Source organism: Pedobacter nototheniae (assembly GCF_032678625.1).
GTDB classification, from domain to species: Bacteria; Bacteroidota; Bacteroidia; order Sphingobacteriales; family Sphingobacteriaceae; genus Pedobacter; species Pedobacter nototheniae_A.
This window is the reverse complement of sequence record NZ_JAVTSO010000003.1, coordinates 100,005-118,138: the sequence shown is the minus strand read 5'-3', so window position 1 is coordinate 118,138 and position 18,134 is coordinate 100,005. Positions and strand designations below refer to the sequence as shown.

At 38.8% G+C, this 18,134-nt stretch carries 15 protein-coding genes; 10 read left to right on the top strand and 5 right to left on the bottom strand.

All coding sequences use genetic code 11. The annotated features are described in order from the left end of the window. A complete protein-coding gene (locus R2Q77_RS10600) occupies window positions 1-444 on the top strand; it encodes a molybdenum cofactor biosynthesis protein MoaE (RefSeq protein ID WP_316803709.1) in 444 nt (147 codons plus the stop codon). Next, window positions 413-1,351, top strand: coding sequence for a bifunctional molybdenum cofactor biosynthesis protein MoaC/MoaB (moaCB, locus tag R2Q77_RS10595; protein WP_316803708.1), 939 nt, complete (start codon window positions 413-415; stop codon window positions 1,349-1,351). The genes R2Q77_RS10600 and moaCB overlap by 32 nt, the downstream gene beginning before the upstream one ends. Window positions 1,352-1,762: 411 nt before the next feature. On the opposite strand, the gene R2Q77_RS10590 is transcribed toward moaCB, so the two are convergent. After that, complete coding sequence (locus tag R2Q77_RS10590; RefSeq protein WP_316803707.1) at window positions 1,763-2,449, bottom strand: response regulator transcription factor; 687 nt, start codon at window positions 2,447-2,449, stop codon at window positions 1,763-1,765. Further along, window positions 2,446-3,765: a HAMP domain-containing sensor histidine kinase gene (locus tag R2Q77_RS10585; RefSeq protein ID WP_316803706.1), complete on the bottom strand. Its 1,320-nt coding sequence runs from the start codon at window positions 3,763-3,765 to the stop codon at window positions 2,446-2,448. The genes R2Q77_RS10590 and R2Q77_RS10585 overlap by 4 nt, the downstream gene beginning before the upstream one ends. 123 nt (window positions 3,766-3,888) lie before the next feature. Here R2Q77_RS10585 and R2Q77_RS10580 point away from each other — a divergent pair, with 123 nt between their 5' ends. Continuing rightward, on the top strand, window positions 3,889-6,258 hold the full coding sequence (locus R2Q77_RS10580; RefSeq protein WP_316803705.1) for an outer membrane beta-barrel family protein: 2,370 nt from the start codon (window positions 3,889-3,891) through the stop codon (window positions 6,256-6,258). Between the two features lie 334 nt (window positions 6,259-6,592). On the opposite strand, the gene R2Q77_RS10575 is transcribed toward R2Q77_RS10580, so the two are convergent. Continuing rightward, complete coding sequence (locus R2Q77_RS10575; RefSeq protein ID WP_316803704.1) at window positions 6,593-7,363, bottom strand: carboxypeptidase-like regulatory domain-containing protein; 771 nt, start codon at window positions 7,361-7,363, stop codon at window positions 6,593-6,595. A gap of 342 nt (window positions 7,364-7,705) precedes the next feature. On the opposite strand from R2Q77_RS10575, the gene R2Q77_RS10570 reads away from it, so the two are divergent. Then, the gene (locus tag R2Q77_RS10570; protein WP_316803703.1) at window positions 7,706-9,178 is read left to right on the top strand and encodes a serine hydrolase domain-containing protein; all 1,473 of its coding nucleotides are present in this window, start codon (window positions 7,706-7,708) and stop codon (window positions 9,176-9,178) included. A 136-nt stretch (window positions 9,179-9,314) separates the two neighbouring features. On the opposite strand, the gene R2Q77_RS10565 is transcribed toward R2Q77_RS10570, so the two are convergent. Both R2Q77_RS10565 and R2Q77_RS10560 read right to left on the bottom strand, forming a co-directional pair. Then, complete coding sequence (locus R2Q77_RS10565) at window positions 9,315-10,499, bottom strand: hypothetical protein (protein ID WP_316803702.1); 1,185 nt, start codon at window positions 10,497-10,499, stop codon at window positions 9,315-9,317. 247 nt (window positions 10,500-10,746) lie between these two features. Then, window positions 10,747-11,541, bottom strand: a complete 795-nt coding sequence (locus R2Q77_RS10560) for a winged helix-turn-helix domain-containing protein (RefSeq protein ID WP_316803701.1) — start codon at window positions 11,539-11,541, stop codon at window positions 10,747-10,749. A 196-nt stretch (window positions 11,542-11,737) separates the two neighbouring features. Here R2Q77_RS10560 and R2Q77_RS10555 point away from each other — a divergent pair, with 196 nt between their 5' ends. The 6 genes from R2Q77_RS10555 (at window position 11,738) to R2Q77_RS10530 (ending at window position 17,977) form a co-directional block, all read left to right on the top strand. After that, complete coding sequence (locus R2Q77_RS10555) at window positions 11,738-12,877, top strand: two-component regulator propeller domain-containing protein (protein ID WP_316803700.1); 1,140 nt, start codon at window positions 11,738-11,740, stop codon at window positions 12,875-12,877. Window positions 12,878-12,932: 55 nt separating this feature from the next. Continuing rightward, window positions 12,933-13,586, top strand: a complete 654-nt coding sequence (locus R2Q77_RS10550; RefSeq protein WP_316803699.1) for a YceI family protein — start codon at window positions 12,933-12,935, stop codon at window positions 13,584-13,586. A gap of 173 nt (window positions 13,587-13,759) precedes the next feature. Then, the gene (locus R2Q77_RS10545; protein ID WP_316803698.1) at window positions 13,760-14,797 is read left to right on the top strand and encodes a c-type cytochrome; all 1,038 of its coding nucleotides are present in this window, start codon (window positions 13,760-13,762) and stop codon (window positions 14,795-14,797) included. Window positions 14,798-14,805: 8 nt separating this feature from the next. Next, window positions 14,806-15,270, top strand: coding sequence for a DsrE family protein (locus R2Q77_RS10540; RefSeq protein ID WP_316803697.1), 465 nt, complete (start codon window positions 14,806-14,808; stop codon window positions 15,268-15,270). 14 nt (window positions 15,271-15,284) lie between these two features. Next, entirely contained in the window at window positions 15,285-16,208 is a 924-nt protein-coding gene (locus R2Q77_RS10535; protein WP_316803696.1) for a substrate-binding domain-containing protein, read from the top strand. Window positions 16,209-16,342: 134 nt separating this feature from the next. Next, complete coding sequence (locus R2Q77_RS10530) at window positions 16,343-17,977, top strand: ABC-F family ATP-binding cassette domain-containing protein (protein ID WP_316803695.1); 1,635 nt, start codon at window positions 16,343-16,345, stop codon at window positions 17,975-17,977. Window positions 17,978-18,134: the final 157 nt, after the last annotated feature.

Sequence of the window (18,134 nt, the reverse complement as noted above, 5' to 3'; positions counted from 1 at the left end):
ATGAGCGAGAAGAAAGTTAAAAATATATTTATTAACGGCCCTGTAGATCCCGAATTTATAACCAAAAGTATTGCCAATCACAGTAGCAAAACCGATATTGGCGGGCACAGTATTTTTATGGGCCAGGTAAGGAAAGATGAAATAGATGGCAAGTTTGTTTCCGCAATAGAATATACCACTTTCGAAGATTTGGCCTTAACGAAGATGCACGAAATTAGAGAAGATATCTTTAGTAAATACCCACTTACTTGTATGCATGTTCACCACAGTTTGGGCAAAATAAATGTTGGCGAAATTTGTCTTTTTGTATTCACCTCATCTAAACACCGTAAACCGGCCATGCAGGCTTGCGATGAACTTGTGGAAAGAATAAAATCAGAATTGCCCATTTGGGGCAAGGAAATATTCGGTGATGAAACGCATCAATGGAAAGAAAATATTTAATATGGTAAACATCACAAAGAAATCGAATAGCTTAAGAATTGCGATTGCAACGGCTACAGTAACCGTTTCGAAACAGGAAACAATAGATGCTGTTTTGCAAAGAAAAGTACCTAAAGGTGATGTTTTTGAGTTTGCAAGAGCGGCTGGGCTTTTTGGTGTAAAAAGAACGAGTGATATGATTCCTGATTGCCACCCGTTACCAATCGAGTTTACCTCCATTACTTTCGATACCAGCGGGCTTGATATTATTATTATGGTAGAAGTACATACCATTTACAAAACTGGCGTAGAAGTAGAAGCCATGCATGGTGCATCTATAACAGCACTTACTATGTACGATATGCTTAAACCAATTGATAAAGGCATAGAGATAAACAGCATCAGGTTATTGGAAAAATCTGGCGGAAAATCAGGTCTTAAAAACTTAGAATTCCCAGAAATTAAAGCTGCTGTTATAGTTTGTTCCGATTCCGTATTCCGAAAACAAGCAGAAGATAAATCGGGAAAGGCAGCTATGTCTAAACTGAAGCTGCTGGGTATTGAAACATTAAGCTATGAAGTAGTTCCTGATGACATTGTTGCGATCCGGAAAGTTGTGAATAGCCTCTGCAAGACTAACCAAATCGTTATATTAACGGGCGGAACAGGATTATCGCCACGAGATGTAACACCCGAAGCCATTACTCCTTTGTTGGATAGAAAGATTGATGGCGTAATGGAAACAGTTAGACGATACGGACAAGAACGTATGCCTTATGCCATGTTATCAAGAGGCGTTGCCGGATTTATTGGCGAAGCCTTAGTGATTACACTTCCAGGTTCTAAAAACGGTGTTGAAGAAAGTATGGATGCGATATTTCCGCAAATCCTACATCTATTTAAAATAAATAAAGGGCAAAAACATTAGGTACACACAAAAATCACTATAAATTAAATCTCTGTTTACCGTAATCGCATCCTTCAGTTTTGGATTACTTATATGGTCTATGCCTAAAAATCAAGTTGGGCTTAATGAGTGGAAAAACCAGAGCTGATTGATCCCCTCTCACCAAAAATAAATTTGCCTTAAAAGCCTAAAAATCATTTTGTTGTTTAATTGGCGAAAAGGGGTTAGAAACACAGGTTTATCCACTTTAATAAGAGAATTTTTAAAAGGATCGGTTTCGGTTTTTTGAAGATGGTAAGGATATTGATTTATTTGCGATTCCTAAATGAGGTTATAAATCAGCCTGATCTAAGAAATCCTTGATCGTAGTATAATCGCCATATTAACGGGAACCGTGTATTTGGTTATGATATAGCACAAGGATTTTTATTATTAATCAATGCTGGTTTTGAACTCGAACCCTGAACCCCTTATTGTTTCGATGCTGATCCGTGGCTCTACCGTCAGATATTTACGCAGTTTGCTTACGAAAACGTCCAGGCTTCTACCCGAAAAATAATCATCGCTTTTCCATATTTGCAAAAGTACCTCCTCGCGCTTGAGCACACGGTTCTGGTGCTTACAAAAATAGAGCAGCAACTCGGCTTCTTTTTCTGTTAAGCGAGTGTTCCCTGAATCGTGCAATAACAACAGGCGGCTACGATCTAATGTATAACTACCGACTGTGATAACCTCAGGCATAGGGGCAATAGCAGTTTCGGTACGCTTCAGGATATTTCTGATCCGCAAAACCAATTCATCTGCTTCAAAAGGTTTTACCACATAATCATCAGCTCCAAGCTTCAGCCCTTTTAGCTTATCCTCTTTCTGGTTCCGGGCAGTGAGGAATACGAACGGCATATCCGGGTAAATATTAATGATTTCAGCAGCCAATGTGAAACCGTCCATCACCGGCATCATCACATCAAGCACACAGATATCCACACGGTCTGAATTCAGAAACTTAAATGCCTCAAGGCCGTTACTCCTCCACGTTACGCGGAACCCGGCTAACTCCAGGTATTGTTTCAGGATACCTGCGAAATCCAGGTCATCTTCTGCTAACAGGATATGTTTCATGTTAAAGGTAATGTAATGGTAAATGTAGTTCCTTTGCCGTAAACACTTTGTACACCGATCCGGCCACCATGGGCGGTAACGAGTTGCTGGCTGTAAAACAGGCCAAGGCCAAGGCCTTTAACGGTATGGATGTCACCCTTTTCTACCCGGTAAAATTTCCCGAAAATATGTTCAAGTTCTTCTTTAACCATCCCAATACCATTATCCTGGATCACGATCTGATAGAACGCGCCTTCAGATGCGGTACTAATAGTCAATTGCGTCCCCCCGTATTTTACGGCATTTTCGAGCATATTGCCAATTGCGGTGGTCAAATGAAACTGGTCGATGGCTATGGATACAGGTTCGCATTGCAGCCTTTCGATAAGTTCCGCTCCCGGATTTGCCGCTTTAAAATCGCTAATGATTTTTTGGAGGAAGTGCTCCATCGGTACCATTTCCTTTTTCAATATCAATTGCTGCGGCCCGGCGGTATGCGTCATAACCTGGTCAATCAGTTTTTTAAGCCGGATGTGCTGACGCTCAATTACCTGAACTGAATGGCTAATGATACGGTTCGTCTTTAGTTCCGGCTGGCTTTTAACCGTGCTAACCGCCACGCTTAAGGTTGCCAGCGGGGTATTGAACTCATGGGTAATATTATTAATAAAATCGGTTTGCATATCCGTGATCTTTTTCTGGGTAATAAGTGCCCGTATAGAAAAATAAAATAGCAAGATAACAAAAGCCAGCAGTAACGCCGAAAAAACAAGCAGGCCGATCATTTGGCCCAGTATATTTTGTTGCCAGTCATTAATACTAAAACTGGAGCGGGTATTAAAGTCACGCACCACCGGTCCGGCTGCGGCATCGTCACTTGCCGTCAGGTCATGAATGATCTGCGGTTCGTTTAGCCGTTTCCCGTTATTAAACCAGCGTTTGTTTTTCAGAACCAATTTGTAGCCGGAACGTTTATCGATCAGTATAGCATTTTGGATTACAACCTCATAAGCGGTATGGTATCGATCAAGCACTTGGTTGTGGTTGATGTAGTCACTAACCTGCCTGGATATAGCCGCTGAACCATTGCGTGTAAGCGCGTTAATTTCTGAATGTCGGTTTTCCCGTACCATGTTTTCTACTTGTTCGAACCAGGCATCGCGCAATTTATCAATGTTTATATGCTCCTCCATCTTGATCAGCTCTGCCCTGACGGCTGTCTCGGCCTCCCTTTGCTTCAGGATAAACGTATTATAGATGAAATACCCTTGAATGGCTGTTAACGCCAGTATGGCCAGCGTACAACCCCAAATCAGGTATTTTATTTTCAATTTCATGAAACAAAGATACCAGTAAACCGGAATTACAGGCAGCAATCCGCCGACGTTAACAAACCATTAACAAAGCTTTAACCAAAAGCCGAAGTTCAAACCGGCAGGTTTGTAGCAAATTAAAAGACTATGTACAAATTTATTTGCCTACTCGTATTCATCCCTTTTGCAGGCTTAGCCCAGCATTACAAACTCAGTGGTTCCTTAAACGGTGATCAAAAGCCGGTCTCGTACGCGACAGTGCAGGTTCAAAACGTAGCGGATACCTCAAAGAAACAAAGTACACTCAGCAATAATGACGGTGTTTTCGTTTTCGAAAACTTACCTTCAGGCGATTATCGCCTGAAGGTCACCGTTGTTGGATTTAAAATGTATAACCAACAAATAAAGATGCAAACTGATTTGCAACTACCTGTGATCATCCTGGCCAACGACCTTAACGAACTAAATGAAGTGATGGTAATGGCAAAAAGGCCGACTATTACCCGCAAGATCGATCGGGTAGATTTCAATGTAGAAAATACCGTGCTTTCGAGCAGCAGTGCCTGGGAGATCGTTAAACGCGCACCGGGTGTCCAGTCTGGAGGCGACCAGCTCGCGATTCGTGGCAGTCAGTCTATTATCGTAACCATCAACGATAAAAAAGTAACTTTGAGCGGGGACGAATTAAAAGCTTTTCTGGAAAGTACAGCGGGAAATGATATCAAATCGGTAGAGGTTATTACCAACCCGCCAGCCAGCTACGAGGCTTCGGGCAGCGCTGTCATTAATATCAAAATGAAAGCAAACCATACGCCCGGATACAAAGGCTCGGTTGGTGCAGGCTATACACAGGGTATTTATGCCAAGGAAAACATCAACACCAGCCAATATTATAAAACAGGGAAACTGGCTCTTTTTGGTAGCTACAACTTTGGCAGGGGTATTTACTATAACGAGATAAAAGAGGTAACCAACTATGCCGGACAGCAGCAAACCTGGGTGGATATCCTGCGCCGGAAAAACTATCGCGATGCCGAACATACTTACAGGCTCAATCTTGATTATGCTATCGATAGTCTGAATACCATCAGTGCAGGAACAGACGGCTATATTGCTAAAAATAATCACGCGTTATATAGTGTTCCCACAACTATCTATCAATCTGGTGCATTTCAATCCGCTTTTGATACACAAAATACCCGCCTTACACCCAATACCAACGTCAATATCAATCTCGGTTATGACCATCGCTTTTCGGCAACCGAAAAACTTGGCCTTTCAGCAGATTATACCAATTACCAGAGTACCACCGATCAGGATGTTAGAACGAGCTACCAGGTGGTTGATCCGCATAATAGCCGCTTTGTTACCGATACCCGCCAGCATATCCGGCTGTTTTCGGCACAGGCAGATTACAGTAAAGATAGCAAGGTGATTAGTGTCCAGGCAGGCGCAAAGTTTAGTAGGGTAAAAGCAGATAACTTCCTGGATTTTCGCCGTGATACTACCAGCGGTTTGGTGATCGATCCGGCACTTAGTAATACCTTTCTTTACCAGGAGAGTGTAGCCGCAGGTTATATTAGCGTGAATAAAGACTGGGGCACCTGGAGTTTTAAGGCCGGGCTCCGCGGTGAATATACAGACATCAACAGCAGTTCCATAAGCCCCGTGCAAACTAATGCACAAGGGTACTTCAATCTTTTTCCGACAGTCTTTTTACAGAATAAATTATCACCAGATAATCAGTTAGGCCTTTCTTACGGTAAACGGATCACCCGGCCGCCTTATAACTATCTAAATCCTTCTCGTTCCTATTTCAGCCCTAACTCTTACCTGATGGGCGACGCGAACCTGAAACCAGCCCTGACGGATCAGTACAGCCTGTTGTATACCTACAAAAGCAGGTACAATGCTGAATTATATTTTATAAATGAGCAGCATCCCACCATACAGCTCCCTTTCCAGGACAATGCTACCCATACGCTGATCCAGAAAGTGACCAATATTCCCGGTTCCCGGTATTACGGCATCGATTTGAGCACAAACTTACAACTCGCAGGCTGGTGGTCGTTGGATATAAACCCTGGCGCCGCCTTTCTCATCAGCAGTTTCCCCCTGAGTGGGGGTGGTTTTATCAAACGTAACGTTTTCAGTATGAACGGTACGGCAGATAACCAACTGACCTTAAACAAAAAGGCAGGCTTTACAGCCAATGTCAGCTTTAATTTTAATACGGCTGGTTTACAAGGCCCCGCAACCGTGAGTGGGATGAGCAGCCTGAACATCGGCGCAAAAAAGAAATTATTTAGCAACCATGGGGAAGTATCGCTGAGCCTCAATGATATTTACAAAGGCCAGAAAATGAAAGTTACCTCTGATTATGCCGATCAGCACAACTACTTTACCTATTATGGCGACACGCAGAATTTCCGGATTTCCTTTAAATATAATTTAGGTAATGCCGGACTGAAAGGGAAAGAACAAAAACAAAAGACCGATGAGCAGAACAGGTTATAAAGTTTAACGATTTATATTAAACAATAAAGTCCCTCGACACTCGATGTCGGGGACTTTATTGTTGCAAATGTTAAACCAAAGCCGCTGCTTACACTGGTGAAAAGTTTTATGCTGTTAATCAGTTTCATACTGTTTAACTAAATTTTGAAATCTTCGAATAGTGCAAATAGGTGGAAAAACCAAAATCAATTGACCCCTCTTTGTTAAAAATAAAGTTTTGATTACTTCTTGATAACCAGTTTGTTTCGGGGTTTTCTAAAATTGGCAGAATGAGGTTAATCAAATTGGTTTATTCACTGTAGTAATACCATATTTCTCAAAAAGCTTTTCATATTTATTTCTTTGCGAGCGTGTATGTTTCTTTTTTGCCTACAATTTTCTCCATTAAATTACCCGAGAGTAGATATTTAGTTTTGTCTGAACTCAGATTTAGTATCAGGTTTTTGCCGTCCACATCAGTAAGTTGTATTTCTTTGTCGTTTACATGCACAATTTTCAAGTCTTTTTGTACATTTTCGATATAAGTGTCGAGGTGGAAGGTGGCAACTTTATTTTCGATAGCAATTATAGTGATGGTAATCCTTCCCCAGGCCCGGGGGTCTCCAGACTCCTCTTCCATTCTTAAAAACGACCCTTCGTAAGTACCTTCCCATTTATTATTTATTGAAGTGTTTTTTTGAACTATAGGGGCAGTCGCAGTTTTTTCAGCTTCAACAAATAACTTATCTAAATAAATAATGCCCAAATCGGTGGTGTCTCCTGCCTTCGGGGCGCTTTGTTTTCTATATTTTCTTATATCTATCACCATTTTTTTATAGCCATCCTTCTCGATGAATAAGTTATAGGAGAGATTCTTTTGCAGGTGCATATCTTTATAGCCATTAACCGATAGCTGATCAATAAAAAAGCGGCCATCATTCTTTGTGTTGATGGTATCAAAGGCATTAAATGCATTTTTCTCTACATATATTTTTACATTGCTTATCGGGATTTTATCTAAAGAAGATATGACCCTTCCTTTTATCGGCTCGATAAGCAGGTGTTCTTTGTTTTTGCAGGCGCCTGTAAAAAGGATTATTGCCCAAATTAGATAGGTTCTTCTCATTATTATTTGCTTATTATCTGATTTATGCTTGGTTTTATCAGTGGCCATATTGTTGTTTAGCAATTAATGGTTCAGTTAACAATATGGAGATAGCTCATTGACTATTTCTCTACAACCATTTATAAAGTCAGTTAAATCTTTTTCTGGCATAAAATCAGCAATATCGAAAGGCTTTGCATTGTGAATATAGTAATCAAGATTGTTTTTGAGCAATTTTATTTATTCTTTATTTGCCTGATTGATTTTCATTTTAGAATGAGAATCAGTATGTGAAAGTTACAAGGGAATTAGTGCAACCATTTGGATGATTTCAGCGTCCTCTAAAAAAAGAAATATTAATTGATGAGAGCTAAACCATTCCATTTTATATACGTATGTATCTTTGTCGTGTTACCAGGTTTATTGAAAGCACAGGCAGATAATGAAAATCAGAAGATCGACAAACTGGTAAAGGCCTTTGTAGATATTAACCAATTTAGTGGCTCAGTTCTGGTGGCGAAGAAGGGTAAAGTTGTATTTAGCCAAGGCTATGGTTTAGCAAACCAGGAATGGAATGTAGCCAATGCTCCCGAAACGAAGTTCAGACTTGGTTCGCTAACTAAACAATTTACCGCCATGTTGGTTATGCAGCTTTATCAGGAAGGGAAAATTGATCTGGGCGGGTATATCTCGGATTACCTGCCATATTACAGAAAGGATATTGGTACAAAAGTTACCATTAACCAGTTGTTGAGCCATACTTCCGGACTTGGTGATTTTGGCAGTAGGGACGATTTTTGGGAAATATGCAAAACGGAATATGCTCCCCGCGAGTTTATAGAAAAATATTGCAGCGAGAACCTTGAGGCCGAACCTGGTGTCCGCTATCGCTATTCAAACTCTGGATACTACATCCTCGGGGCAATCATAGAGTCACTGAGGTCTAAACCGTACAGTGAGGTACTTAAAGAAAGAATATTGGATGTTATTGGAATGAACAACTCTGGCATGGAGATGAGAAAAGAAGTGGTTAGTCAACAGGCATCAGGCTATAACCTACAGTATGGGATATATACGAAACCTGATTATATCAATCTTTACGCAGTCATCTTTTCGGCAGGCGGGATGTATTCCACCGTCGGTGATCTTCTGAAATGGGACAGGGCATTGTATACAGAAAAGTTACTGTCCAATAAGAACCTACAGCTCATGTTTAAACCGAATATGGAAAAATATGCTTACGGGATACAGGTAAATAAAATGAAAATTCCCGGACTCCGATTTACTTCCGAGTTTTCTTCACATAACGGGGCTATAAATGGGTATCGCTCAATAATTCTTAGGGAAAGCCACGAGCAGCAAGTTATTGTTATTTTAAGCAATTTGGTGCCAGGAAGTACTAATGTAGATCTTTCCTCGATGAGTAACAAAATCTATTCAGTGATTAACGGACTTGATTATGAAAAGCCAAAGCCCGAGATTGTGCAGGCAATGGCAAAGAAAATATTGAATGGATCTGTTAAAGAAGGCATTTTATTTTATAGACAAGAGAAAATACAGGCAAGCGAAAAATTTGATTTTAATCTTGCAGAGAGCGAGTTAAACACCTTGGGCTACTATCTTTTAGCGCAGGACAAGAAAGCCGCAGCTTTAGAAATCTTCAAACTTAATACTGCGGAGTTTCCTCAATCCTGGAATGTCTTTGATAGCTACGCAGAGGCATTGGAGGGGGCAGGACACAAAAGCGAATCAATAAAAAATTACCAGCGGTCAATAGAACTTAATGCAAATAATGTCCACGCTAAGGAACGGTTGAAGTTATTAACGGAAAAATGATTAAGGCTATAAGAATTAAAAAGAATGAAACTGTTAAACAAATCAGCCTCAGTTTAAAATAGCTTAACCAAAATCAAAGTACCCCCGCTCATGGGGCATTTTCCTTAGGGATCCCGGAACGGGATCCCTATTGAATTTATAAAGCAATTTTAGATGCGGTAACCTTCGGAATAACGACTAATAAATCATAGCCTTTTATTATCCTGGATAGCTGTATATCGGAGATGCTAATCTTTCCCTCATTCAGTGCCTTTCTTAGCGGAAGCATATCAAAACAATACCATTGGTTCCCGTCGATTGCTTTTGTTATTGGTTTTAATGTTTTAAGTATACTGCTGTTTTCATTAACTTTTTCTTCAGGATCTCCTTGAAATGGCGACGCCTGGGTTCCTGACATACCTAATATCATGATGTGCGAAGAATTTTTGTAATTACTATCATCAATATTGTTTACTAAGTTTCCAATATCATAAACCTCCATCAAACTTTCGCCTTTTGCTAAGTGATTTGCACCATATTTAAAAAGATTTCTCTTGCCAGCCCAGTCTGAATATTCTTCCATGAGTTGATTTTTCATCAATTGAATTCGCAAATGATGGTTTCGAGACTTATATATTTTTACACTTTGCTTCAAAGCAGCAATTATTTGTCCTTCTTTTGGGCTTAATTGGAGTAATGATAGTTCTTCTATATTTTTTTCAAAGTCCGTTGTGAATAGATAAAGAGGCTTACTTCGATCCTTTAGAAAATTGTCAAAGTATACTTTTGAATTATTTTCTATCGTGGTATATATCTCTTTAGCTTTTTTATTCTTTGTGATTTTTTGTAGCTCGTTGCATATTACCCTGTCACCAACTACCATGATCTGATCAGTTCCATGGATCTGGGTGTTTGATTTAGTCAACTGTTTAAGCAGGGCAAATTCAGGAGTAAGAGCATAGAAAGAAAAGGTATTTCCATATTTACTTACATACTTCTGTAATTCAACCTCTGATAGATTTTTAATCTTCTGCTGTAAAATGCCAGCGGTAAAGGGATCAATTTCACAAAAGAAGTTATCAAATTTTACTTGTGAAGCTAATGCAGAAGTGAAATACGGGATTTCATTCGTAAAGTGATCTTCTCCAATGAGCACATTATTACTTCCGTTTACCTTCTCCATAATCTTGGTCCAACCTAAACCGGAAAACGAATTCCCTTCAGGCAAAAAGGATGATACATTAGCTTTTGCAAGGTTAGTGATTACACTATCTTGCGCAAAAGAACGGTATGTGCAGAAAAGATTTAAAAGCGCACATAATACTATACATAATTTTTTCATTTCAATTAGACGACATTAGCTTGGAAAGTTACAGCCAAAATCTTTATAAATATTCAATATTTATATAAAGCCTTTACTTTCAAATCCTTTACAATTAAACTCAATAAGTAATAAAAAGTCATTTAAATATTGAAAGTAGTTTTGTTTTTTGGTGAATATTTTAATGCAGCCTTTCTGTTCGAAAGCATGGTTTTGAATTCGAACAGCGAGGAGAATAATTTTTACTGCTACCAGATTAAAGTATGTATTAAGTGCTAATTTGAAGTTTGTATCCTTTGCCGCGAACAACAACAATTTTGGTATTCGGATCAAGTTCCAATTTTTTTCTGAGTTTTGATATGAACATATCCAGGCTACGCCCCACAATAACACCTTCATCTTCCCATATTTCTTTTTGCAGTCGGCTTCGCTCTATGGTCTCGTTAGGAGACAATGCGAAAATAAGCAAAAGGCGCGTTTCGGTGCCAGTGAGGTCTATGGTTTCTTTATTTATTTTCAGTTGCTTTTGCTGCGGATCAAACACAACTGAAGCCAAATGGAATAGCCTGCTGCGCTGTTCATTAGATGGAGTACTTTGCGGTTGAACAGATTTCAAAAACATAAAACCAACAAATGCTAAAAATGGCAAACTACCCAGAAGATATCCACTCTTTGCAGTATTTCTATCGATTGATTTAAATTTAATATTGATCCTATAACATGATTTAGGCTGTACTCTTCCTTTACAGGCTACAATATCATCTTTTTCATTTTTAGATATAGCATATCCGTAGGCTACGCTCTCGTTGCCACAGTTTAAAACGTTAACAACATAATCACTTGCAAGCGGATCTTTAGCCAACAAGCGCCGGGTTGTACTCACGAGGTAATCTGGTTTAAAAGTAAGCTCTTTCTCAAACCTGATCTGGTATTCATTTTCAGTAATCTTTTTTACCGGGAGTACCCTTGATGTACTGTCGCCCGATTGCAAGAGCAGTTCGTGTCCGATCTTACGGAGCAAAACCTCCCTTCTGGCATGATTAAAATCGTCAGTGCCAGCCATACTGAAAGCCACGCAGATTGCACAGCCAAACAAGAGTAGGATCAATCCGCACAAGTACTTATGTTTTCCGGAGAAGAGATTCTGACTAAGATGCATAGCGTAAAGTTTTTATTTACAAAGTTTACATTTTTATTTACAATTCAAATTCTCTGCACGGAAAGGTATCGAAGTAATTTCGCTGAACCAATTAGACGAGATGAAAAATAAAAGAACCGTTCTGTTTAACCTGATTATCAAATTAATTAAAAGAAAAAAGATAAAGCAAGTATACCGATATGCTTTGTTTTTGATGGTAATTTTTTGCACTTCCTGTAAACAAAACAAAAGAGATCTGCCAAAAGAGAATACTAAGTTCGGAACTAAAGATTCAGTCACTTTATACGGGCCTAATAGTATGGTGCGGAATGTAAAGCAAGATAGAAAGGGAAACATTTTGATTGCTGCCTCATTTAGTGGTGTTTTCCGATATGATGGAAAATTGTTTACCAATCTCACCAGGAAAATAGGTTCACGCAGATTTTGGGATGTTCTGGAGGATAGAAAAGGAAACCTTTGGTTCTCTTCCACTGATTCAGGTGTTTATTGTTATGATGGGAAATCCTTTCAACATTTTACAACTAAGGAAGGACTCGCCAGTAATGGCGTTGGGGCTATTTATGAAGATAAAGCTGGTCATATTTGGTTCGCCACCGGAGGAGGAGCAAGCCGTTACGATGGGAAATCTTTTCGGAATTTTACAGTTAAAGATGGACTGCCCAACAACGGTGTCAATACAATTATGGAAGACAAAACCGGGAAGTTTTGGTTTGGCACCAGGGGCGATGCCTGTTTTTATGATGGCAAAACATTTACTGTTTTCAGAAATAAAGATGGTAAAGCCTTTTACAATGTTTGGGCGATAATTGAAGATAAAAAAGGCAATATTTGGTTCGGTGGGTCGATAATAAAAGATCGAAAAAGAATATTAAATAATGGTGCTGTTTTGACTGTAGAAGAAGGGCTTTGGCGCTACGACGGCCGTATCTACACCAAGGTATCGCAGAGAGGTGCCTTTGCAATGATCCAGGATAAAAAAGGAAATATCTGGACTACTGGCATGGTAAGTCCTCCTAATGGGAAGGTTTGGGTACTCTCGCGTTATGATCAAAAGTCATTATACGATAAAGAACCCAGGTTAACCGAAATAATGGCTTTAAAAGGAACAGGAATGCTTTGTGGGATTTTGGAAGCTAACGATGGAAGTATTTGGTTTGGAGCTTTAGGATCTGAAAGTGGCGTGTATCGTTACGATGGAAAAAACATCACGGATTTTAAAAGGAAAACTGGACAGCAATGAGGTGTATTGCTCAATTAAAAAAACAATTATTATTAATCAATTTTATTTCTATATTATGAACAGTAAGCTATCAATCAATCACTTAATTATAATTGTAACGCTTTTGGCTTTCGGATGCCGTGGACCTGTAAAAAAGGAAAATAAGAATAATGCACCGGCAGGTTCCATATCCTTACACACTGGGAACGAAAAATATATTACAATAGATACGAAGGAAAGTGTTGTGGCATGGAAAGGTTTTAGTTTAATTGGCTCTAATTCTCATAATGGGTATGTTTATATATCAAAAGGAGAATTGATGATTGAAAACGGCCAACTTACGGGCGGTACAGTTGAAATAGACATGAATACAATTGAAGATGAAAAACATAGAAGCAATAACGGACTCATTAAACATTTAAAAAATCCTGATTTTTTTGAGGTTGAAAAATTTCCCTTTTCTACCATCGAAATAACGAAGATTACATCGATAAATGAGAATAATAAGGAGATTACAGGGAACCTAACCATTAAGAGTATTACACACCCCGTTACTTTTCCAGCTAAAATGGAAGTTAAAAACGGAATTGTTAAAGCGGATGGTAAGCTGATTATTGATCGAACAAAATGGAATGTCAGCTATAAATCAGGAAAATTCTACGGTCTTTTAGCAAATCAAGCGATATCAGACTCCATTGAATTTATTGTAAAGATCGTAGCAAAAAAATAAATAGCTTAATACCAATTAAAAATACAATATCTATGTATATTATAGGTTATCTGCCGCGTACTTCTTAATAACTTTTTGTTATTGACAATAACATAATTGAATTTCTATTTTACTCTTTTTCCAATCATATTTGTAATACAAACCTCAGGGTTAAAGTTGGGAAGATTAAAATAATGGAACAATTATTAAAACAAATCCGCCGCGGTATAACAGTAGTTATAATCTTAACAGTATTGCTATTAGGGCTTAGCATTACACTGGTATTTATGCGTATAATTCCAAAACCCACTCTTTTTGCTAAAGCAGAAGTCCCGGGTAAAGAAAATAAAAAGCCTCAACAACCAGGTACGGATTCTAATACGGGAATCTGGAAGGCTCCGGAAATCAGTTTATTGAAAAATAAACAAGAAAAGGAATTGGTTGAATATGGGAGAGATTTAATTGCAAATACAGCAAAATATTTTGGTCCGCAAGGGGTAGTTGGAAAGTTAACGAATGGTATGAATTGCCAAAATTGCCACATGGATGCTGGCACCAAACCATTTGGCAATAATTATTCTGCCGTTTATTCTACTTATCCAAAATTCAGAGCCAGATCAGGAACAAATGAGAGTATAGTGAAGCGTATTTCAGACTGTTTTGAGAGAAGCCTTAATGGAATAAAGCCTGATAGCTCCAGTAAAGAAATAAAAGCAATGTTGGCTTACATCAGGTTTTTAGGAACCGAAGTAAAAAAGGGTATTGTACCAAAAGGAGCGGGGTTAGAAAAATTGGCCTACTTAGAAAGGGCGGCAGATCCGGTGAAAGGTAAACTGATTTACCAGTCAAAATGCGCGACTTGTCATGGAGCAGCAGGGGCAGGATTGATTTCGGAAGACAAAAAAAGCTATACTTATCCACCATTATGGGGGCAAAATAGTTATAACGATGCGGCTGGCCTTTTCAGAATTTCGAATTTTGCAGGTTATGTAAAAAACAATATGCCCTTTGGTGCTTCATATGAAAATCAAATATTAAGCAATGAGGAGGCGTGGGACGTTGCAGCCTTTGTGAATGACCAGCCTCGGCCACATAAAGATCAGCAACGTGATTGGGTAGACTTATCCAAGAAACCCGTTGATTTTCCATTTGGCCCTTATGCAGACAAGTTCACGGAAATGCAACATAAATTTGGCCCTTATGAGCCAATAAAAAACTCAATAACAAAATAAATATAAACATGATGAAACAAATCAAATTTTTGATGGCAACAGTGGCCATCATGTTCAGTCTTAACCTTGCCGCTCAGGAAAAACCAGTTGCTGCCAAAGTCTTTCACGGTGCAATTGCTGACCAAAAAAAATATAAAGCTGTTTACCAGCTTAATTCCGACGAGGATAAGAAAATTCTTGCAACAATTAAAAACATCAATAATGCGTTAGAAGACCCAAGACTTAAAGGGAAATTAGAAATTGAACTGGTTGTTCATGGCGGTGGTGTTATATCATTTAAAAAAGATTCACCGTACCAGGAACAATTTTTACAGCTCAAAAATAAAGGTGTTATTCTTGCAGAATGTGAAAATACCCTGAAAGAACGAAATATTTCAAAAGATGAACTGTTACCTTTTATTTCTTATGTACCAAGTGGTAATGGAGAACTGATCATTCGCCAGGCACAAGGCTGGGCAATTATTCATCCATAAATAATCTACGTTTTATGAAACCATTCATTTTAGTGCTCGTTTCGGCACTTATAACATGTATATCAATAAACTTGCAAGCGCAGGAACAGGAATATAGATTTGATCCGCCTTGGAATAAACCATTTAACGATGGACTTAATTTTACAGTTAAGGGAATAGATAATGTGCCTGATTTATTTGGCGACATTACTGATCCGCAACTGGTAATATTTTTTGCCGGAAACCAGTTTATGGTAATTGATGAGTTGCTGGGCGCGTTCAAGAAAACCTATCCCCAATATTCAAGGGTATTTGCTGAAACCCTTCCTCCTGGAATCCTTGCGAAACAGATTCAAACTGGTTCCATAACCATAGGGAATATGCGGATATCCAATCAGCCGGATGTGTATACTGCAGGGAAATCAAAAATTACTGAATTTTCAGATTGGTTTTCCAGAACAGAGGCTTATGCAAAGAATAAATTGGCCATAATGGTACAGAAAGGTAATCCGGAAAAGATAAAAAGCTTAAACGACCTTGGGAGAGATAATATTAAAGTAGCTATGCCAAACCCCGAATGGGAAGGAATTGGTAAAAGAATAGAAGAAGCTTATGTGAAAGCGGGCGGAGAAGCGCTTAAAAATAAGGTAATGGTAGAAAAAGTAAAAGATAAGTCAACCTACCTGACCTATATTCATCACCGTCAAACCCCTATGCGGGTACTTTATGGCGAATCACATGCAGGTCCTGTTTGGTATTCTGAGGCGTATTATCAGAAAATGATAAACCATCCAATTGAGTTAATCCAAATTCCTGACAAAGAAAATATTGAAGCTACATACGTTGCGGGACAATTAAAAAAGGCACCACATCCGCAAGCAGCAAAGGATTTTATGGATTTCATTGTTAGTGAAAAAGGAAAAGAAATTTATAGAAAGTACGGCTTCACTACGAATTAACCCATATTGGTGGAAGAAACCGGAGTAATGACTTTTTAAAGTTTTTACTCCGGCTTTTTTATGGTGGAACCATATTTTCAACTTTATAATCCGGTGTGTTCCATTATCTTTGCCAAAAATTCAATTTTCATACTGTGATTAATGTAAATAACATCTCCGTTTCATTTGGCGGAACTGTCCTGTTTAGCGACGTAACTTTTTCCATAAACGAGAACGATAAAATTGCTCTGATGGGTAAGAATGGCGCAGGTAAATCGACCATCCTAAAGATCATAGCCGATGCAATTAAACCTACTTCTGGTAATGTAACTGGGCCCAAGGATGCCGTAATAGCCTATTTGCCGCAACATTTGCTTACCCAGGATAAGGTTACCGTTTTTGAGGAAACGATGAAAGCCTTTGAAGAAGTAAACCAGATGCAAAAAGAACTTGATGAGCTGAATGAACAACTCACTATTCGTACTGATTACGAAAGTGATGACTACATGAAGTTAATCGAACGGGTGTCGGAATTAAGTGAACAGTTTTATTCTATCGAAGAAATCAATTATGATGCAGAGGTAGAAAAGGTGCTAAAAGGTTTGGGTTTTGAGCGTAAGGATTTTGCCCGTCAAACTTCAGAGTTTTCTGGTGGATGGCGTATGCGTATCGAATTGGCTAAAATTCTGTTAAAAAAACCTGATCTTATCTTGCTTGATGAGCCAACCAACCACATGGATATTGAAAGTATACAATGGTTGGAAGATTTCTTAATCAACTCCGCAAAAGCCGTAATGGTTATTTCTCACGACCGTGCCTTTGTAGATAACATTACCAATCGCACCATTGAGGTTACCATGGGCAGGATATACGATTACAAAGCGAAATACAGCCACTATTTGCAATTGCGTGCCGATAGGCGTTTGCATCAGTTAAAAGCTTACGAAGAGCAGCAACGTTTTATTGCCGATAACCAGGAATTTATAGATCGTTTTAGAGGAACCTATTCCAAAACTTTGCAGGTACAATCGCGGGTAAAGATGCTTGAAAAACTCGAGGTTATTGAGATCGACGAAGTAGATACTTCAGCATTACGGTTGAAATTTCCACCATCGCCACGTTCCGGTCAGTATCCGGTAATGGTAGAAGAGTTAACGAAAACTTATGGCGACCATGTTGTATTTGAAAAAGCAAATATGGTAATTGAGCGTGGAGAAAAAGTGGCTTTTGTAGGTAAAAATGGTGAAGGTAAATCAACCATGATCAAAGCCATTATGAGCGAAATCGACTTTGAAGGTGGTTTAAAAGTGGGTCACAATGCTAAGATTGGCTATTTTGCCCAAAACCAAGCCGCATTGCTTGACGAGACTTTAACCGTATTCGAAACCATTGACCAGATTCCGCTGAGCGATAATACAATAAAAATTAAAGACCTTTTGGGGGCTTTTATGTTTAGTGGGGATGATACCACTAAAAAAGTTAAGGTCCTTTCTGGCGGTGAGAAAACCCGTTTAGCTATGATTAAGTTGTTGTTGGAACCTGTAAATGTGCTGATACTCGATGAGCCAACCAACCATTTGGATATGAAAACTAAAGATATTATTAAGGATGCACTCCGGGATTTTGATGGTACCTTAATTCTGGTATCTCACGATCGGGATTTCTTAGATGGACTGGTCGAAAAAGTATTCGAATTTGGTAATAAAAGAGTGCGAGAACACTTTGAGGACATTAAAGGCTTCCTGGCTTATAAGAAAATGGATAACTTAAAGGAAATCGAAAAAAACTAAGATAAATCTCCAAATATACCTTGCTGAAAACCAACATGGATTGTCAGCAATATGGTCATCTCAAATAAAAAGTCGGACGACGTATATCATCCGACTTTTTCAATTAAAAAAAATCAATCTATTGTTTATTTTTGTTTTAATGTTTGGTTAAGCCAAT